This window comes from Lacisediminihabitans profunda, from assembly GCF_008040105.1.
Taxonomy (GTDB): Bacteria; Actinomycetota; Actinomycetes; order Actinomycetales; family Microbacteriaceae; genus Lacisediminihabitans; species Lacisediminihabitans profunda.
In genome coordinates, this window is the sequence record NZ_VRMG01000005.1 from 697,089 (window position 1) to 711,881 (window position 14,793).

The 14,793-nt window shown below is 69.8% G+C and carries 14 protein-coding genes; 12 read left to right on the forward strand and 2 right to left on the reverse strand.

All coding sequences use genetic code 11. The annotated features are described in order from the left end of the window. Window positions 1–1,224, forward strand: a complete 1,224-nt coding sequence (locus FVP33_RS07820) for an MFS transporter (RefSeq protein WP_147783030.1) — start codon at window positions 1–3, stop codon at window positions 1,222–1,224. Between the two features lie 28 nt (window positions 1,225–1,252). On the opposite strand, the gene FVP33_RS07825 is transcribed toward FVP33_RS07820, so the two are convergent. Next, window positions 1,253–2,185, reverse strand: a complete 933-nt coding sequence (locus FVP33_RS07825) for an ROK family protein (protein ID WP_147783031.1) — start codon at window positions 2,183–2,185, stop codon at window positions 1,253–1,255. 163 nt (window positions 2,186–2,348) lie between these two features. Between FVP33_RS07825 and FVP33_RS07830 the strand changes: the two genes are divergently transcribed. The 8 genes from FVP33_RS07830 (at window position 2,349) to FVP33_RS07865 (ending at window position 10,794) form a co-directional block, all read left to right on the forward strand. Then, window positions 2,349–2,816 carry an SRPBCC domain-containing protein gene (locus tag FVP33_RS07830; RefSeq protein WP_187270617.1) on the forward strand — a complete coding sequence of 156 codons (468 nt, stop codon included), beginning with the start codon at window positions 2,349–2,351 and terminating at the stop codon, window positions 2,814–2,816. Window positions 2,817–2,825: 9 nt separating this feature from the next. Beyond that, window positions 2,826–3,788 (forward strand): sugar-binding transcriptional regulator, encoded by a 963-nt coding sequence (locus FVP33_RS07835; protein ID WP_147783033.1) that lies wholly within the window; start codon window positions 2,826–2,828, stop codon window positions 3,786–3,788. Continuing rightward, window positions 3,785–4,789, forward strand: a complete 1,005-nt coding sequence (deoC, locus tag FVP33_RS07840) for a deoxyribose-phosphate aldolase (protein WP_147783034.1) — start codon at window positions 3,785–3,787, stop codon at window positions 4,787–4,789. Before FVP33_RS07835 ends, deoC begins: the two co-directional genes overlap by 4 nt. A gap of 2 nt (window positions 4,790–4,791) precedes the next feature. Then, window positions 4,792–6,285, forward strand: coding sequence for an aldehyde dehydrogenase family protein (locus FVP33_RS07845; RefSeq protein WP_147783035.1), 1,494 nt, complete (start codon window positions 4,792–4,794; stop codon window positions 6,283–6,285). Continuing rightward, a complete protein-coding gene (locus FVP33_RS07850) occupies window positions 6,282–7,148 on the forward strand; it encodes an aldehyde dehydrogenase family protein (RefSeq protein WP_147783036.1) in 867 nt (288 codons plus the stop codon). Before FVP33_RS07845 ends, FVP33_RS07850 begins: the two co-directional genes overlap by 4 nt. A gap of 589 nt (window positions 7,149–7,737) precedes the next feature. Further along, window positions 7,738–8,547: a CAP domain-containing protein gene (locus FVP33_RS07855; protein ID WP_147783037.1), complete on the forward strand. Its 810-nt coding sequence runs from the start codon at window positions 7,738–7,740 to the stop codon at window positions 8,545–8,547. A gap of 63 nt (window positions 8,548–8,610) precedes the next feature. Beyond that, the gene (locus FVP33_RS07860) at window positions 8,611–10,113 is read left to right on the forward strand and encodes an SDR family oxidoreductase (protein WP_147783038.1); all 1,503 of its coding nucleotides are present in this window, start codon (window positions 8,611–8,613) and stop codon (window positions 10,111–10,113) included. A 93-nt stretch (window positions 10,114–10,206) separates the two neighbouring features. Then, window positions 10,207–10,794, forward strand: coding sequence for a GDSL-type esterase/lipase family protein (locus FVP33_RS07865; RefSeq protein ID WP_147783039.1), 588 nt, complete (start codon window positions 10,207–10,209; stop codon window positions 10,792–10,794). 10 nt (window positions 10,795–10,804) lie between these two features. Here FVP33_RS07865 and FVP33_RS07870 read toward each other — a convergent pair whose 3' ends face one another. Next, on the reverse strand, window positions 10,805–12,130 hold the full coding sequence (locus FVP33_RS07870; RefSeq protein ID WP_147783040.1) for a M20/M25/M40 family metallo-hydrolase: 1,326 nt from the start codon (window positions 12,128–12,130) through the stop codon (window positions 10,805–10,807). A gap of 60 nt (window positions 12,131–12,190) precedes the next feature. Here FVP33_RS07870 and FVP33_RS07875 point away from each other — a divergent pair, with 60 nt between their 5' ends. From FVP33_RS07875 to FVP33_RS07885, 3 genes are all read left to right on the forward strand, one after another. Further along, window positions 12,191–12,544 (forward strand): DUF6804 family protein, encoded by a 354-nt coding sequence (locus tag FVP33_RS07875; protein ID WP_147783041.1) that lies wholly within the window; start codon window positions 12,191–12,193, stop codon window positions 12,542–12,544. A 147-nt stretch (window positions 12,545–12,691) separates the two neighbouring features. Next, entirely contained in the window at window positions 12,692–13,024 is a 333-nt protein-coding gene (locus FVP33_RS07880) for a hypothetical protein (RefSeq protein ID WP_147783042.1), read from the forward strand. Window positions 13,025–13,098: 74 nt separating this feature from the next. After that, the gene (locus tag FVP33_RS07885; protein ID WP_147783043.1) at window positions 13,099–14,760 is read left to right on the forward strand and encodes a stealth family protein; all 1,662 of its coding nucleotides are present in this window, start codon (window positions 13,099–13,101) and stop codon (window positions 14,758–14,760) included. Window positions 14,761–14,793: the final 33 nt, after the last annotated feature.

Below are 14,793 nucleotides of genomic sequence, written 5' to 3' on the forward strand. Positions count from 1 at the left end.
ATGACCGACACCCGCCCCGTGCCCCTGTGGGCCGGTCGCAGCATGGCTCTGCTCGGCATCGTACTCGTGGCGCTGAACCTGCGCACCGCCGTCGCCGCGATCTCGCCGATCGCCGCGCAGATCGGGGCCGACGTGCCTCTCGGCGCCGTGGCGCTCGGCATCATCGGCATGGTGCCGCCCATCGCCTTCGCCCTCTCCGGCATCTTCGGCGCCTACGGGGCCCGCAAGGTCGGGCTCGAACGACTACTGGCGATCGCGATCGTGTCGATGATCGCCGGGCATCTGCTGCGCGCGGCCGCCACGTCGTACCCGGTGCTGCTCGTCGGCAGCGTTCTGGCCCTCGCGGGAGCCGGAGTCGGCAACGTGCTGCTGCCGCCGATCGTCAAGCGGTACTTCCCCGACCAGATCGGCCTCGTCACGTCGCTGTACGTCACGGTGATGTCTCTCGGCGCCTCGGTTCCCGCGCTCGTCTCCGCGCCGATCGCCGACAGCGGAGGATGGCGGCTGTCGCTCGCGGTCTGGTCGGTGCTGGCGCTCGGCAGCCTCGTGCCGTGGGTCGTGGTGATCGTGCAGCACCGGCGGGAGAAGGCCGCGCTCGAGAGCGATGTTGAGCCGCCGCACGAGCGGCTGTCGGGCAGTATCTGGCGGTCGCCGACCGCGTGGACACTGGCGGTCGTCTTCGGCCTGCCCTCCTTCCACGCCTACGCGGTGTTCGCCTGGCTGCCGCAACTTCTCGTCGACTCGGCCGGCGTCAGTCGCATCAACGCCGGAGCCCTGCTTGCGCTCTTCGGCATCATGGGTCTGCCGGCCGCGCTCATCGTGCCGGTGCTCGTGATCCGGCTGCACAATGTGAGGGGGCTCATGCTCGCGGGTCTCGCGGCCTTCGTGATCGGCTACCTGGGGCTCCTGCTCGCGCCCTCGACCCTCACCTGGCTCTGGGTGGCGCTCGTCGGGGCCGGTCCGCTGCTCTTCCCCGCGTGCCTCACGCTCATCAACCTGCGCAGCCGCAGCCACGAGGGATCGGTGGTCCTGAGCGGATTCGTGCAGGGCATCGGCTATTCGATCGGCGCTCTCGGTCCGCTGCTGGTGGGAATCCTGCACTCGGTGACCGGCTCGTGGACGGCCCCGCTTCTCCTGCTGCTGGCCACGGTCCTGGCCTGCGCGGTTCCTGCCGTGCTGGTGGGGCGCCGCACCTTCGTCGAAGACGAGTTGCTGCCGCACTGAGCGCCCGGCTGGTCGTCTCCTGCGGCGCTCAGCCGACGACGTTGGCGCGGTGGATGAGGGCGGCCGCACCGATGAGCGGCCCGTCGCTCGACAGGCCGGTGGGCACCACCTTGACCTTGGTGACGAATTCGAACTGCCAGCGCGTGGCGATGGCGGTGCGGATGTGGTCGAAAAGGTCGGGGGTGACGAGCGAGAAGCCGCCGCCGATGGCCACGAGCTCCAGGTCGACCAGGGCCGTCGCGGAGGCGATCGCCTGACCGATGGCCCGGCCGGAGCGCTCCACGGCCGCACGGGCGATGGGGTCGCCCGCGCGGTAGCTCGCACCGAGCTCCTCGCCCGTGGAGCCGGTCCAGCCCTGACGGTTCGCCCACGCGACGGTCTTGGGGCCGGACGCGATCGCCTCGACGCAGCCGATACCGCCGCAGAGGCAGGGGTCGTCGAATCCCGCGACCTCGACGTGGCCGATGTGGCCGGCGTTGCCGGTGGGCCCGGAGACCGTGTTGCCGTGCAGCACGAGCCCCCCGCCGATCCCGGTCGACACGATCATCCCCATGACGTTGTCGTAGCCGCGCCCGGCCCCGACCCAGTGTTCGGCGAGGGCGATGCAGATGCCGTCCATGCGCAGGGTGACCGGCATGCTCGGGAGGGCGGCGACCACGAGGTCACGCAACGGATACTGCCGCCAGGCCTCGAGGTTGAGCGGGGAGACCCGTCCCTCGGCCTCGTTCACCGGGCCGGCCGAGCCGACGCCGGCGCCGAGCAGGGTTGCGCCGGACGGTAGGGCGGTGAGAACGCCGCGGAGCACCTCGTTCACCGAGTCGGCGAGCTCATCCGCGCTGCGTTCGGGACCGGTGGGCGCGCGAAAGCGGCTCCCCGCCAGCACGACGCCGGACGGGTCGACGAGCGCGGCCTCGACCTTGGTGCCGCCGAGGTCGACGGCGATGGCGAACTCGAGGCTCATCGGGTGCCGCCGGTCGCCAGCGGCCGATCGAAATCGCTTCGTCGGATGGCCGCGGTGTCCGCGGGCTGTGCGCTCTCGAGCTTCGTCGTCATGCGATCAGCCTATTGGCCATGACCGGACCGGCCCTGACGGGATCGAGCCGCGACGGCGTAATGTCGTCCGCGTGGATACGGTCACCCTGCGGTTCGAGCGAGAGCTTGAGTGGTCGCCGGTGATCGTGTGGGATGCGCTCGTCGACCCCGTGCTCGTCGGTGGTTGGCTCGGGGACGCCCGGATCGACGGTCGCGTGGGCGGTCGGTACGACCTGTCTGGCGAGGGCTTCCCGGCCGTCACGGGACTGCGCGGCGAGATCACGGGGTTCGAGTCGCCCACCGAACTCGCCCTCTCCACCGATGATCGGGGCGCCCTGCGGTTCGCGCTCCGCGCGGTGCCGGGTGGGCCGCGAGGCACCAGCACGGCATTGAGCCTGGCCGTCAGCCTCGAGATCGAGTCGGCGTTCGCCGCGCGGATCGGCCAGTTGTGGGAGACCCGTCTCGACCAACTGCACGAACTGCTTCGCGGGCATCCGGCGCGTCGTGCTCATTTGAGCAGGGTCCCCACATCTGTTGATCCGGACACGAGGCGCGCGTAGGCTCGGGGCATGGCTGCCCGCGATGCGACGATGAGCGATGAACTGCTCTCGGTGCGCGCGGCCGAGCTCTACTACGACGACGTGAAGACCCAGGACGAGATCGGCGCCCTCCTCGGCATCACCCGGTGGAAGGTCGGCCGGCTGCTCGCCCAGGCCCGCGAGAGCGGGATCATCCGCATCGAGATCGTGCACCCCCGGGCAAGACGGCTCTCGCTCGAGCACGAGCTGATGGCGCGCTTCGGCCTGCGGGATGCCGTGGTGGTGCCTGTGCCGTCCGACGGATCGACCCTCCAGGCCCGCGTCGCCGAGGCGGCGGCCGACTACCTGCAGGCCCTTCGTCCGGTGCCGCGGACGCTCGGCGTGAGCTGGGGGCGCACCCTCGACGAGATCGCCGAACGTCTGCCCAACGGCTGGTCGCGCGGGGTGGACGTGGTGCAGATCAACGGCGGCGTGAGCCTCAACACGCGTTCGAGCACGGCGGCGGCCACCGCCGTCACGATTGCGCGCAAGGGCGGCGGCCAGGCGACCCTGCTGCCGATCCCCGCCATCCTCGAGCGCCGGGAGACGAGACTCGCGATCGAGGCGGACCGCGCCGTTGCCGGCGTCCTGGAACGTGCCGCCGAGGCATCCGCCTACCTGTACAGCGCCGGCGTGGCCGACGAGAGCTCGGTGCTCGTCGACAGCGGCTACCTGAGTCCGGGCGACGTCGCCGAGCTCGTGCGCAAGGGTGCGGTGGGCGACGTCGTCGGCCGCTACATCGACGCGAATGGCGCGATCGTCGACCACGATCTGGACGAGCGCACGGTGGGACTCGGGCTCGACGCCCTGCGCGCGGCGACCACGAGCATCGCGGTGGTTGCCGGCCGCGCCAAACAGCAGGTCGCGCGAGCGATCGTCCGCAGCGCGCTCTGCACGGTCTTCGTGACCGATGAGCAGACCGCCGCAGCACTAGTGGAGGAGAATAAATCATGACTCTCGACAACGCGGTGGCCCTGGCCCCGGCCGAGCGGGCGACCCAGCTCATCGGGGGCGACCTCACCGAGAAGAGCCTCCGGCTGCACCTCGAGGGGCTGCCCGGAGTGGATGCCGTGGGCCTGGAGGCGCGCGCGGCCGACCTCGGCACCCGCTCCATCAAGACCACCTCGAAGGCCCGTGCCCTCGACACCATCATCGGACTCATCGACCTCACCACTCTGGAGGGAGCGGACACGCCCGGCAAGGTGCAGTCCCTGGCCGCGAAGGCGATGATCCCCGACCCCTCCGACCTGTCGACGCCCCGGGTCGCAGCGGTCTGTGTGTACGGCGACATGGTGCCGTGCGCGGTCGAGGCGCTCGGCTCCGCCGGGGGCGAGGCGGGCATCCACGTCGCCGCGGTCGCCACGGCGTTTCCGAGCGGTCGTGCCTCGCTGCCGGTGAAGATCGCGGACACCCGGGATGCCGTGCTCGCCGGCGCGGACGAGATCGACATGGTCATCGACCGCGGAGCGTTCCTCTCCGGTCGGTACGGCCTCGTCTTCGACCAGATTGTGGCGGTGAAGGAGGCCTGCCGGCGCGAGGACGGGAGCTACGCGCACCTCAAGGTGATCCTCGAGACGGGGGAGCTGACCACCTACGACAACGTTCGCCGGGCGTCCTGGCTCGCGATCCTCGCCGGGGGCGACTTCATCAAGACCTCCACCGGCAAGGTGGCGCCGGCCGCCACCCTGCCGGTGACCCTGCTCATGCTGCAGGTGGTGAACGACTGGCACCGCCTCACCGGGGAGAAGATCGGCGTGAAGCCGGCCGGCGGCATCCGCACCTCCAAGGACGCCATCAAATACCTGGTGACGGTGGCCGAGACAGTGGGGGAGGAGTGGCTGCAGCCGCACCTCTTCCGGTTCGGCGCGTCGAGCCTGCTCAACGACGTGCTGCTCCAGCGCCAGAAGCTCACGACCGGCCACTACAGCGGCCCCGACTACGTAACGGTGGACTGACCATGACCGACATCAGCACGCGATTCCTCGACTACGCGCCGGCACCCGAGTCGACCTCGATCCTGCACCTTCGCGATTCCTATGGGCTCTTCATCAACGGCGAATTCACCTCCGGCCACGGCGAGACCTTCCAGACCATCTCGCCCGCCACGGAGAAGAAGATCGCCGACATCGCCTCCGCCGACGCGCAGGACGTGGATGCCGCGGTCGCCGCCGCGCGTCGCGCCTACGAGCGCACCTGGTCGAAGCTCTCCGGAGCGGACCGCGGCAAATACCTCTTCCGCATCGCCAGGCTCGTGCAGGAGCGCGCCCGCGAGCTCGCGGTCGCCGAGAGCCTCGACAACGGCAAGCCGATCAAGGAGACCAGGGACGTCGACATCCCGCTCGTCGCCGCGTGGTTCTTCTACTACGCCGGCTGGGCCGACAAGCTCGACTACGCGGGCCTCGGGCCCAACCCGGCATCGCTCGGTGTCGCCGCCCAGGTGATCCCGTGGAACTTTCCGCTGCTCATGCTCGCCTGGAAGATCGCCCCGGCGCTCGCCGCGGGCAACACCGTCGTGATCAAGCCGGCCGAGACGACGCCGCTCACCGCTCTGCTCTTTGCGGAGATCCTGCAGCAGGCCGACCTGCCGGCCGGAGTCGTGAACATCATCACGGGAGCCGGGGACACCGGTGCGCTGCTGGTGAACCACCCCGACGTCAACAAGGTGGCGTTCACCGGCTCGACCGCCGTCGGCCGCGCAATCGCCCGCTCCACGGCGGGCAGCGGCAAGAAGCTCACCCTCGAGCTCGGTGGCAAGGCGGCCAACATCGTCTTCGACGACGCGCCCATCGACCAGGCCATCGAGGGCATCGTCAACGGCATCTTCTTCAACCAGGGGCACGTCTGCTGCGCTGGTTCTCGCCTGCTGGTGCAGGAGAACGTGCACGACGAGGTGGTCGACAGGCTCAAGCAGCGGCTGACCACGCTCCGGCTCGGCGACCCGCTCGACAAGAACACCGACATCGGCGCCATCAATTCGCGCGAACAGCTCGACCGCATCCGAGAACTGTCGAACGTGGGAGACGAGGAGGGGGCCACGCGCTGGACCGCCCCCTGCGAGATTCCGGCGAAGGGCTTCTGGTTCGCCCCGACGATCTTCACCGGGGTGTCGACGAGCCACCGGATCGCGCGCGAGGAGGTCTTCGGGCCGGTGCTCAGCGTGCTGACCTTCCGCACCCCGGTCGAGGCGATCGCCAAGGCCAACAACACCCCGTATGGCCTCTCCGCCGGCATCTGGAGCTCCAACGGCAGCCGCGTGCTCGCGGTGGCCGACAAGCTCCGTGCGGGCGTCGTGTGGGCCAACACGTTCAACCAGTTCGACCCGTCCAGTCCCTTCGGCGGCTACAAGGAGTCCGGCTACGGCCGCGAGGGCGGCCGTCACGGGCTCGCCGCCTACCTCGAGTCCGCCGGCTGGGGCAGTCAGACCACGATCGCCAAGGGAGCCACCGCATGAGCCGGATCGCCGTCGCCAAGACGTACAAGCTCTACATCGGGGGCAAGTTCCCCCGCAGCGAGTCCGGGCGAGTCTACGAGGTCTCGACCGCCAAGGGCGCGTTCCTCGCCAACGCCGCCAAGGCATCCCGCAAGGATGCCCGGGATGCTGTGGTCGCCGCCCGCGCAGCGGTCTCCGGCTGGTCCGGCGCGTCCGGGTACAACCGTGGCCAGGTGCTCTATCGCATCGCCGAACTGCTCGAGGGCCGTCGGGCCCAGTTCGTGCAGGAGATCAGCCAGGGCGAGGGCGTCTCCTCTGCGGTCGCCGAGAGGCAGGTGGATGCCGCGATCGACGTGTGGGTCTGGTACGCCGGCTGGGCCGACAAGTACGTGCAGGTGGCCGGCAACGGAAACCCGGTGAGCGGTCCCTACTTCAACATCTCCACGCCCGAGCCGACCGGGGTGGTGGCGATCATCGCCCCGCAGGAGTCCAGCCTGCTCGGCCTGGTGAGCGTCGTCGCCCCGGCGCTCGTGAGCGGAAACACCGTGGTGGTGGTCGCGAGCGAGGCGGCGCCACTCAGCGCCATCAGCCTCGCCGAGGTGCTCGCGACGAGCGACGTGCCCGGCGGTGTCGTCAACGTGCTGACGGGATCGGCGGCCGAGATCGCGCCGTGGCTCGCCAGCCACGCCGACGTCAACGCGATCGACCTCGCCGGGGCCGGCGACCTCGCCGGCGACGCCACCTGGGTCGACCTGCAGATCGCCGCCGCCGAGACGCTCAAGCGCGTGCTTCCGCCCGAGGTGGGCGTCCCCGCCCCCTCGGTGGAACGAGTGACCTTCTTCACCGAGACCAAGACGGTCTGGCACACCAAGGGGCTCCTCTAGCGGGACTACCGATCGCCGTGTGGGGCCTGTGGCGATGGTATTCACAGAGCCATGCCGGGAGGGTGTTTCGGCTTCACCGCCACTGTGCGGCGCTCCCTTGCCCTGGCACGCGTTGTGCGGGACGTCCTGGCGACTTACGGGTGTCCATCCCGCAGACTCCAGTTGTGCAGGACGGGTTCTGCAGGACGGGTTAAGCAGGACGGCTCGGGCGTCCACGTGTGCCCACCCCGCAGACTCCAGTTGTGCAGGACGGGTTGTGCAGGACGGCTCGGGCCGACGGCGAGGACAAACGGCGAGGACAATAGGTGCAGAACCGACGGGAGCTCCTGCAGACCGGGATCCTTCGGGTTGCCACACCCCTGCCGTGTCCTGCACAAGCTGTCCTGAACAACTGGAGTCTGTGGGGTGGGCACCACGCCTCCCGGGGCCGTCCTGCAGAACACGGCCCGACCGACGCGGGCGGCACAACTACGCGGCACAGCTGGAGGGCCGAAAAGGTCCAGCCTCCGGCGTCGCGGCGACCGGCATGCGGCGGAGGGCGTTCGGGGTGGCCGCGAGGGACCCGGCGGCGACGTCCTAGGCTTGTCGGATGCGGAAGCCGAGAATCAGCACCGGAGCACGCGGCCTCGCGGTCGTGCTGCTCACGGCGACGCTCGCGCTCGTGGGGGTCGGCGCGGTCGGTGTGCAGTCCGCATCAGCGAGCGAGGCCGACACCATCGGGTCTCTCGTGAACGAGGCCCGCGCGGCCAACGGGCAGGCCGGGCTGCTGCGCAATGCCGCGATGGATGCTGTGGCCCTGACGTGGGCCGAGCAGATGGCGGCGACCAACAGCATGGTCCACAATCCGGACTACAGCGCGCAGATCCCGGTCGGATGGACGCGGGCCGGCGAGAACATCGCGATGGGCCAGCCGACACCGGGCGCGATGCACACGGCGTGGATGAACTCTCCGGGCCACCGGGCGAACATCCTCGGCGATTTCACGGACATCGGCATCGCCTTCATCACCGTGAACGGCGTGACCTGGGGCGTCGAGGACTTCGGCAAGTATCCGGGGCACGTCGGCCCGCTCCCGCCGGCCGCCGCGGCTCCGGCCCCCGCGCCGGCCGCTCCGGCCCCGAGGGCCGCCGCCCCCGTCCCCGCAGCGGTGCCCGCCGCGTCTGCGCCGGTCCAACCGAGTGCTGAGTCGAGTGCCGCACCGAGTGCCGCACCGAGTGCCGCACCGAGTGCCACACCGGTCGCCCGGTCGCACGGGCCGCTCGCGGCGAAGTCGACCGTCTCATCCACCCCATTCCCCTTCGGCTATCTCCTGGGCGGCGTGCTCGTGGTGCTCGGCGTCGCCGGCGGCATCTACGGCCAGGTGCTGCGCCGCCGCGGACGGCGACCTCCGGGAAACTGAGGCCGCACGCTCCCTCGGGCCTCCTCCTACCCGGCATTCAGGGGCTGTCCCTAGGCTTGGACGATGGCCATTGCAGGAACAGCGCTCGTCACCGGTGCCACCGGATACATCGGCGGGCGCCTCGTGCCCCGTCTCCTCGCCGCCGGCTACACCGTGCGGGTGCTGGTGCGTGATCCGGGCAAGCTCACCGACGTGCCCTGGGCCAGGGACGTGCAGATCGTCACGGGCGACCTCGGCGACGCGTCGACCCTCGTCCCCGCCGTGGAAGGCGTCTCCGTGCTCTACTACCTCGTGCACTCGATGGGAGGCAAGGGCGACTTCGAGAGGACCGAGCGCACCGCGGCGACGAATGCAGCGCGCGCCGCGAAGGCGGCCGGTGTCGAGCGGATCGTGTACCTCGGCGGACTGCACCCGGACGGCAAACTGTCCCCGCACCTCCGGTCGCGGGCCGAGGTGGGCAGGATCCTGCTGGAGTCGGGCGTGCCGACCGCGGCTCTGCAGGCCGGGGTGGTGATCGGGTCCGGGTCGACGTCGTTCGAGATGATCCGTCACCTCACCGACGTGCTCCCGTACATGCCGGCGCCGAAATGGGTGCGCAACTTCATCCAGCCGATCGCGATCCGCGACGTGCTCTACTATCTCGTCGAGGCGGCCGGGCTCCCGGCCGACGTCAACCGCACCTTCGACATCGGCGGCCCAGACGTGCTTCGCTACGGGCAGATGATGAACGGCTATGCCCTCGAGGCCGGCCTCAAGCAGCGTCCGATCGCCTCCCTGCCCGTGCTCACGCCGTGGCTCGCCTCGCAATGGGTCAACCTCGTGACGCCGATCCCGCGCGCCCTGGCGGTGCCGATCATCGCCTCACTGCAGTACGACTGCGTCGTTCACGAACACGATATCGAGAAGTTCATCCCCGATCCGGAGGGTGGCCTCACGCGCTACCGCACGGCGGTCAAGCTGGCCCTCGAACGGATGCGAGACGGCGAGGTCGTCACCAGTTGGCAGAACTCGGCCGTGCGCGGGGCTCCGAGCGACCTGCTGCCCAGCGATCCGGACTGGACGGGCCACACCGTCTACACCGATCTCAGGGAGCGGGATACCGATGCCCCGGCCGGCGAGGTCTGGCGTGTGATCGAGGGAATCGGGGGCGATAACGGCTGGTACTCGTTCCCGCTGGCGTGGGCCGTGCGCGGCTGGGCGGACAAGATCGTGGGGGGAGTGGGCCTGCGCCGGGGTCGCCGCAATCCTGACCATCTCCACGCGGGCGACGCCCTCGACTTCTGGCGCGTCGAGGAGTTGCGGCGCGGAAGCTTCCTGAGGCTTCGGGCCGAGATGAAGGTGCCGGGCCAGGCCTGGCTCGAGCTCAGCGTCACCCCGAACAGCCGGGGTGGATCCCACTATCGGCAGCGGGCAGTGTTCTTTCCGCGGGGGCTGGCCGGGCGCCTGTACTGGTTCAGCATCCTGCCGTTCCACGGCGTCATCTTCAGCGGGATGGCGGACAAAATCACCCGGACCGCCGAGGCGCAGGCGCGGTCCCGGAAGGTGGATGAAGGCATCGCGGCCTGACCTCCGAGCCGAAGGTCCCTAGCGATTCCCAGCCTGGCTTGCAATCATGGAGTAAGTGGTCCTCACTATGACGCGACCTCGGGAGGTCACACAATGACTGAAGAAACCGTACTCTTTCTCGGCGACAGCATCACGCAGGGCGGGGACTGGGCCACGTGGTTTCCCGGCGTCACGACCCTCAATTTCGGCGTCGCCGGCAACAGCTCCGAGGACGTGCTGGCCCGCCTGGACACCGTGGTCGCCGCCAAGCCGGACGAGATCGTGCTCCTGATCGGCACCAACGACCTGGGCATGCGACGCAACGTCGAACAGCTCGTGCGCAACATCCAGTCGATTCTGGTCGATCTGCGCCGCGACCTTCCGGGATCCCGGATGCTCGTGCAGTCCGTTCTTCCCCGCGGACGGGAGTTCGCCGACCGCATCCGCGAGGCGAACATCCACCTTCGCCAGTTCGCGCCGACGGTGCACGCCCAGTATCTCGACCTCTGGCCGACGATGGCGCTGGAGGACGGCGAGCTCAACCCCGCCTACTCCGACGATCGCCTGCACCTCAACGCGGCCGGCTACGAGGCGTGGCTGACCGAGTTGCGTCCGGCGCTCGAGCGACTGCGCGACGAGCCGCCGATGAGTCGCCCGATCCAGGCCATCATCTTCGACGAGTACGCGAGGCCGGGCTCCTAGTCGAACCGGCTCACAGCCCGGCGATCAGCCTCGTGTAGAAGTCGACCCCGCGCAGCAGGGTGGACACCCTCAGGCGCTCGTTTCTGGCATGAAGGGTGCCGCGCTCCGCCGTCGACATCTCGAACGGGCTGAACCGGTAGACACAGTCGCTGATGCGGGTGAAGTGACGGCTGTCGCTCGCCGCCATCATCACGTACGGTGTGACGATCGTGCCGGGGAAGGACTCGCCGATGGTGCGCCGCACCAGTTCCCAGCCCGGCCCGCTCGTCGGCGACACGGGTGATGGCTCGTGCGGGTGCTGCACGGCGATCACCACCCGCGGGTCGCGAATGGCTCGGCGAACGTGAGCCACGGCATCCGCGACGCTGGAATCGATCGCGACGCGGATGTTGACGGTCGCGACCGCGCGCTCCGCGAGGGCGTTGGCCGCCTGGCTGCCCCGCAGCATGGTCACCGCCTGGGTGGTGCGGATGAGGGCGTTGGTCTCGTCGCTCAACCGCGCGAACACCGCGAGCAGCACCGGCCTGGTGAGCCACAGATTGGTGAAGGCGAAGCGAAGCGGCCCCCTCGCGTGCGCCCCGAGTGTGCCGATCATCTCGAGCGTCGGCGCGCTGAAACCCGCGCGGAACGGGCGCCGGTTGAGCCGCACTATCGCCCGTGCGAGCCGGGCGGTCGCGGAGAACCTCGGGGGAGTCGACGCGTGGCCACCGCCCTGTTCCACGGTGAGGGTGACGCTCAGGATGCCCTTCTCGCTCACGCCGACGACCGCGATCGGCCCGCTCACCCCGGGGAAGACGTCTTCGACGATGGCGCCGCCCTCGTCGATCACGAGACCGGCGCGGATGCCGCGGGACTGGAGCAGGTCGACGATGGCGCGCGCGCCAGAGCCCACCGTCTCCTCGTCGTGGCCGAAGCTCAGGTACACGTCGCACCGGGGAGTGTGGCCGGCCAGCACGCTCGCCTCCACCCCCTCGAGCACGGCGACGAGCGCCCCCTTGTCGTCGAGGGTGCCCCGCCCCCAGACGACCCGGTCGTCGCCCTCGCCGGTGACGTCTGCGGAGAACGGCGGATGCTCCCAGCCCTCGTCGGTGGCCGGCACCACGTCGTAGTGGGCCATCAGCACCGTCGGCGGGCCATCGGTGCTGCCCTTCCAGCGGTAGAGCAGGGAGTGCTCCGCCACGATCTCGAGGCTGAGTCGCCGGTGGGTGGCGGGGTACAGCGACGGCAGGAGCGCGACGAGGGCGCGAAACGGCGCCCAGTCGGTGTCGGCCGGATCCTGGCCGGAGACGGTGGGAATCCGCACGAGGGAGCGCAGGTTGGCGAGGGCATCCGGCATCCCCCCATCCTCGTGCACGCGGTGCGCCGTCGGCCGCAGGCGAGGGCACAGAATAGAGCCATGACTTCCTACCCGACCCCCGAGTTCCGCCGACCGGCGCTCGCCCCCGGCATCCTCGGCGCGATCGTGCTGCTCGCCGGGCTCGCGCTGCTCGACAACGCCGGGGGCTACCTGTTCATCCGGTTCGGGGTGAGCATCCTGGCCCTGATCCTCTGCGTGTTCGCCTACCAGGCGGCGCAGTGGTGGTGGATCGTGGGCCTCGCGGCCATCGCCGTCGTCTGGAATCCGGTCGTGCCATTCGAGTTCCACGGCCAGCTCTGGGTTGCCGCGCAGTTCGTGGGGACACTCCTGTTCGTGGCGGTCGGGCTGCTCGTGAAGGTGAAGAATCCGGAGGACCGCAATCGGCGCCGCTGACGACGCCTGCCGCCGACACGGCAAGTTCATAGCCTCTTCCCGGCTGGTGGACGGGCTGCGCTTGTCGTGCCCATAGCGCGGGGGAGCATCGTTGTACCTGCGAGGCCGTCCAGGTCTCCCGAACACAGGCTTCCCGAAGGAGCACCAATGCCCAGCGAACCGACCCAGGACACCACCCCCGACGACCAGAGCGCTCCCTCCGGGCAGGCCGGCTATGCCGGCAACCCGCCGGTCCAGGGCTCGCGACCGCGTCGCGGACTCGTGCTCGCCGGCGCGATCGTGGGCGCCGTCGTCGTGCTCGGCGCCACCTTCGGCGGCGGGGTGCTCGTCGGATCGGCCACGCACGTCGACGGCCCGTCGATGCGGCAGGCCGACCGCGCGCCCGGCAACGGACAGCGTGGCGACCGTCCCGACCACGGCTTTATGGGACCGCGGGGCGACCAGCGGGGTTCCAACGACGGGGGCTATCCCGGCAACTGATCGCCGACGGCTCCGGGGTACGGATCCTGCCCGTCGGGTGTCCCCTGCGGGAGGCGCTAAAATGGCCCTAGCTAATGTCTCGCGCCGATTCGATCGTCGAGCGATTCGGGCTCGAACGATTGGGCCATACCGTGAACGACATCCAGCCATCCGGCGCGCTTCTCCCCACCGCAAGCCTGTCCCCGGTTCCGAACCGCGCGGACCTCGTGCTCTCGAAGGGTCGCCTCGCGATCCGCAACTCTCACCTCACTCCCCGTGAGGCGATGATCGAGGACCTGCTCTTCATCCGCTCGGTGCTCGGGGCGGCCTCGATCGACTTCCTGCTCGTACGCGGCAACGACGATCGCCCGCTGATCGCCGTGGAATGGCGCGACCGCAAGCGGCTGAGGGCGGCCCTTGCCGAGGCCTGCGCCGACGAACCGTTCTATTCGAAGCCCGCCGACGGGGCCACGGGAGTCCCGGTGCTGCTGGCCGACGGACGGCTGTCCACCGACTCGACGCAGCGCGCCTTCACCCTCTTCCGCCCGCGGGTCACCGAGAGCGGCGGCCTTCGCTATGGCGCCCGCACCGGTGTTCGACTCGAACTCTGGCGCACCGGAAGCGACACGATCTCCGCGCCGGCGGAGAACTCGCTCATGCGCACCGCCCTCCCGCGCACCGAGGCGATCCCCGCCACCGTCGAACTCTACGGACGGAGTTGGCCGACACTGGCCGGCATGTTCGAGCCGCAGGCGAGCGACATCACCTTCGACATCGACATGGTCTTCTCCTGGGTGGATGGGGCGGCGATCGAGTGGCAGCGCGCCCGCGCCAGGCGCATGAAGAGCTACGTGGTGGGCGAGGGCGATGACTCGCACGCCCGCTTCCGCCAGCTCGACGAGCTGAAGTACGCCCTGCGGTCGGTGAACCTTTTCGCGCCGTGGATCCGCAACGTCTACATCGTCACCGACTCGCCCCGCCCGGAGTGGCTCGCCGAGCATCCGAGGGTCACCATCGTGCCGAGCGAGGAGTTCTTCGCGGACACCTCGGTGCTGCCGACCCACAATTCGCACGCCGTCGAGAGCCAGCTCCACAACATCCCGGGCCTCAGCGAGCACTTCCTCTACTCCAACGACGACATGTTCTTCGGTCGCGCCGTCACGCCGGACATGTTCTTCTCGCCGGGCGGGGTCACCAAGTTCATCGAGGCGACGACGCGGATCGGGCTCGGGCCGAGCAACCTCGAGCGGAGCGGATTCGAGAACGCGGCTCGCGTGAATCGCGCGGCACTCGAAGACCGCTTCGGCAAGACCATCACCCGCCACCTCGAGCACACCGCGGCGCCGCTGCGCAAGTCGGTGATGCGAGAGTTGGAGCTGGAGTTCCCGGCGGAGTTCGCGCGCACCGCCGCGAGCACCTTCCGTTCGGCCACCGACGTGTCGGTCACCAACTCCCTCTACCACTACTACGCCCTCATGTCGGGTCGCGCAGTGCTCCAGACGCAGGCGAGGGTGCGCTACGTCGACACGACCATGCGTTCGGGCCTCTCGGATATGAAGCGACTGCTCAAGCGGCGTGACATCGACCTGTTCTGTCTCAACGACGGCAGCTTTCCCGAGCTCACGGTGGAGGAGCGGGCGGATGCGATCCGCGAGTTCCTGGACGCGTACTACCCGATCGTCGCCCCGTGGGAGCGCCCGGTCGCCTCGGAGGAGACCTCCAACCCCGACCTTCCCGCTGACGCCGCAAACCTCTAGGGGTTCGGGGGCCGGGTTAGCCAGTCTTCTCGG

Excerpts from the sequence above, each read along its gene's own strand:
- FVP33_RS07885 (WP_147783043.1), top strand. The coding sequence starts at position 13,099 with ATGTCTCGCGCCGATTCGATCGTCGAGCGATTCGGGCTCGAACGATTG.
- FVP33_RS07845 (WP_147783035.1), top strand. The coding sequence starts at position 4,792 with ATGACCGACATCAGCACGCGATTCCTCGACTACGCGCCGGCACCCGAG.
- FVP33_RS07825 (WP_147783031.1), bottom strand. The coding sequence starts at position 2,185 with ATGAGCCTCGAGTTCGCCATCGCCGTCGACCTCGGCGGCACCAAGGTC.
- FVP33_RS07860 (WP_147783038.1), top strand. The coding sequence starts at position 8,611 with ATGGCCATTGCAGGAACAGCGCTCGTCACCGGTGCCACCGGATACATC.
- FVP33_RS07850 (WP_147783036.1), top strand. The coding sequence starts at position 6,282 with ATGAGCCGGATCGCCGTCGCCAAGACGTACAAGCTCTACATCGGGGGC.
- FVP33_RS07875 (WP_147783041.1), top strand. The coding sequence starts at position 12,191 with ATGACTTCCTACCCGACCCCCGAGTTCCGCCGACCGGCGCTCGCCCCC.
- deoC (WP_147783034.1), top strand. The coding sequence starts at position 3,785 with ATGACTCTCGACAACGCGGTGGCCCTGGCCCCGGCCGAGCGGGCGACC.
- FVP33_RS07820 (WP_147783030.1), top strand. The coding sequence starts at position 1 with ATGACCGACACCCGCCCCGTGCCCCTGTGGGCCGGTCGCAGCATGGCT.
- FVP33_RS07865 (WP_147783039.1), top strand. The coding sequence starts at position 10,207 with ATGACTGAAGAAACCGTACTCTTTCTCGGCGACAGCATCACGCAGGGC.
- FVP33_RS07835 (WP_147783033.1), top strand. The coding sequence starts at position 2,826 with ATGGCTGCCCGCGATGCGACGATGAGCGATGAACTGCTCTCGGTGCGC.
- FVP33_RS07880 (WP_147783042.1), top strand. The coding sequence starts at position 12,692 with ATGCCCAGCGAACCGACCCAGGACACCACCCCCGACGACCAGAGCGCT.
- FVP33_RS07870 (WP_147783040.1), bottom strand. The coding sequence starts at position 12,130 with ATGCCGGATGCCCTCGCCAACCTGCGCTCCCTCGTGCGGATTCCCACC.
- FVP33_RS07855 (WP_147783037.1), top strand. The coding sequence starts at position 7,738 with ATGCGGAAGCCGAGAATCAGCACCGGAGCACGCGGCCTCGCGGTCGTG.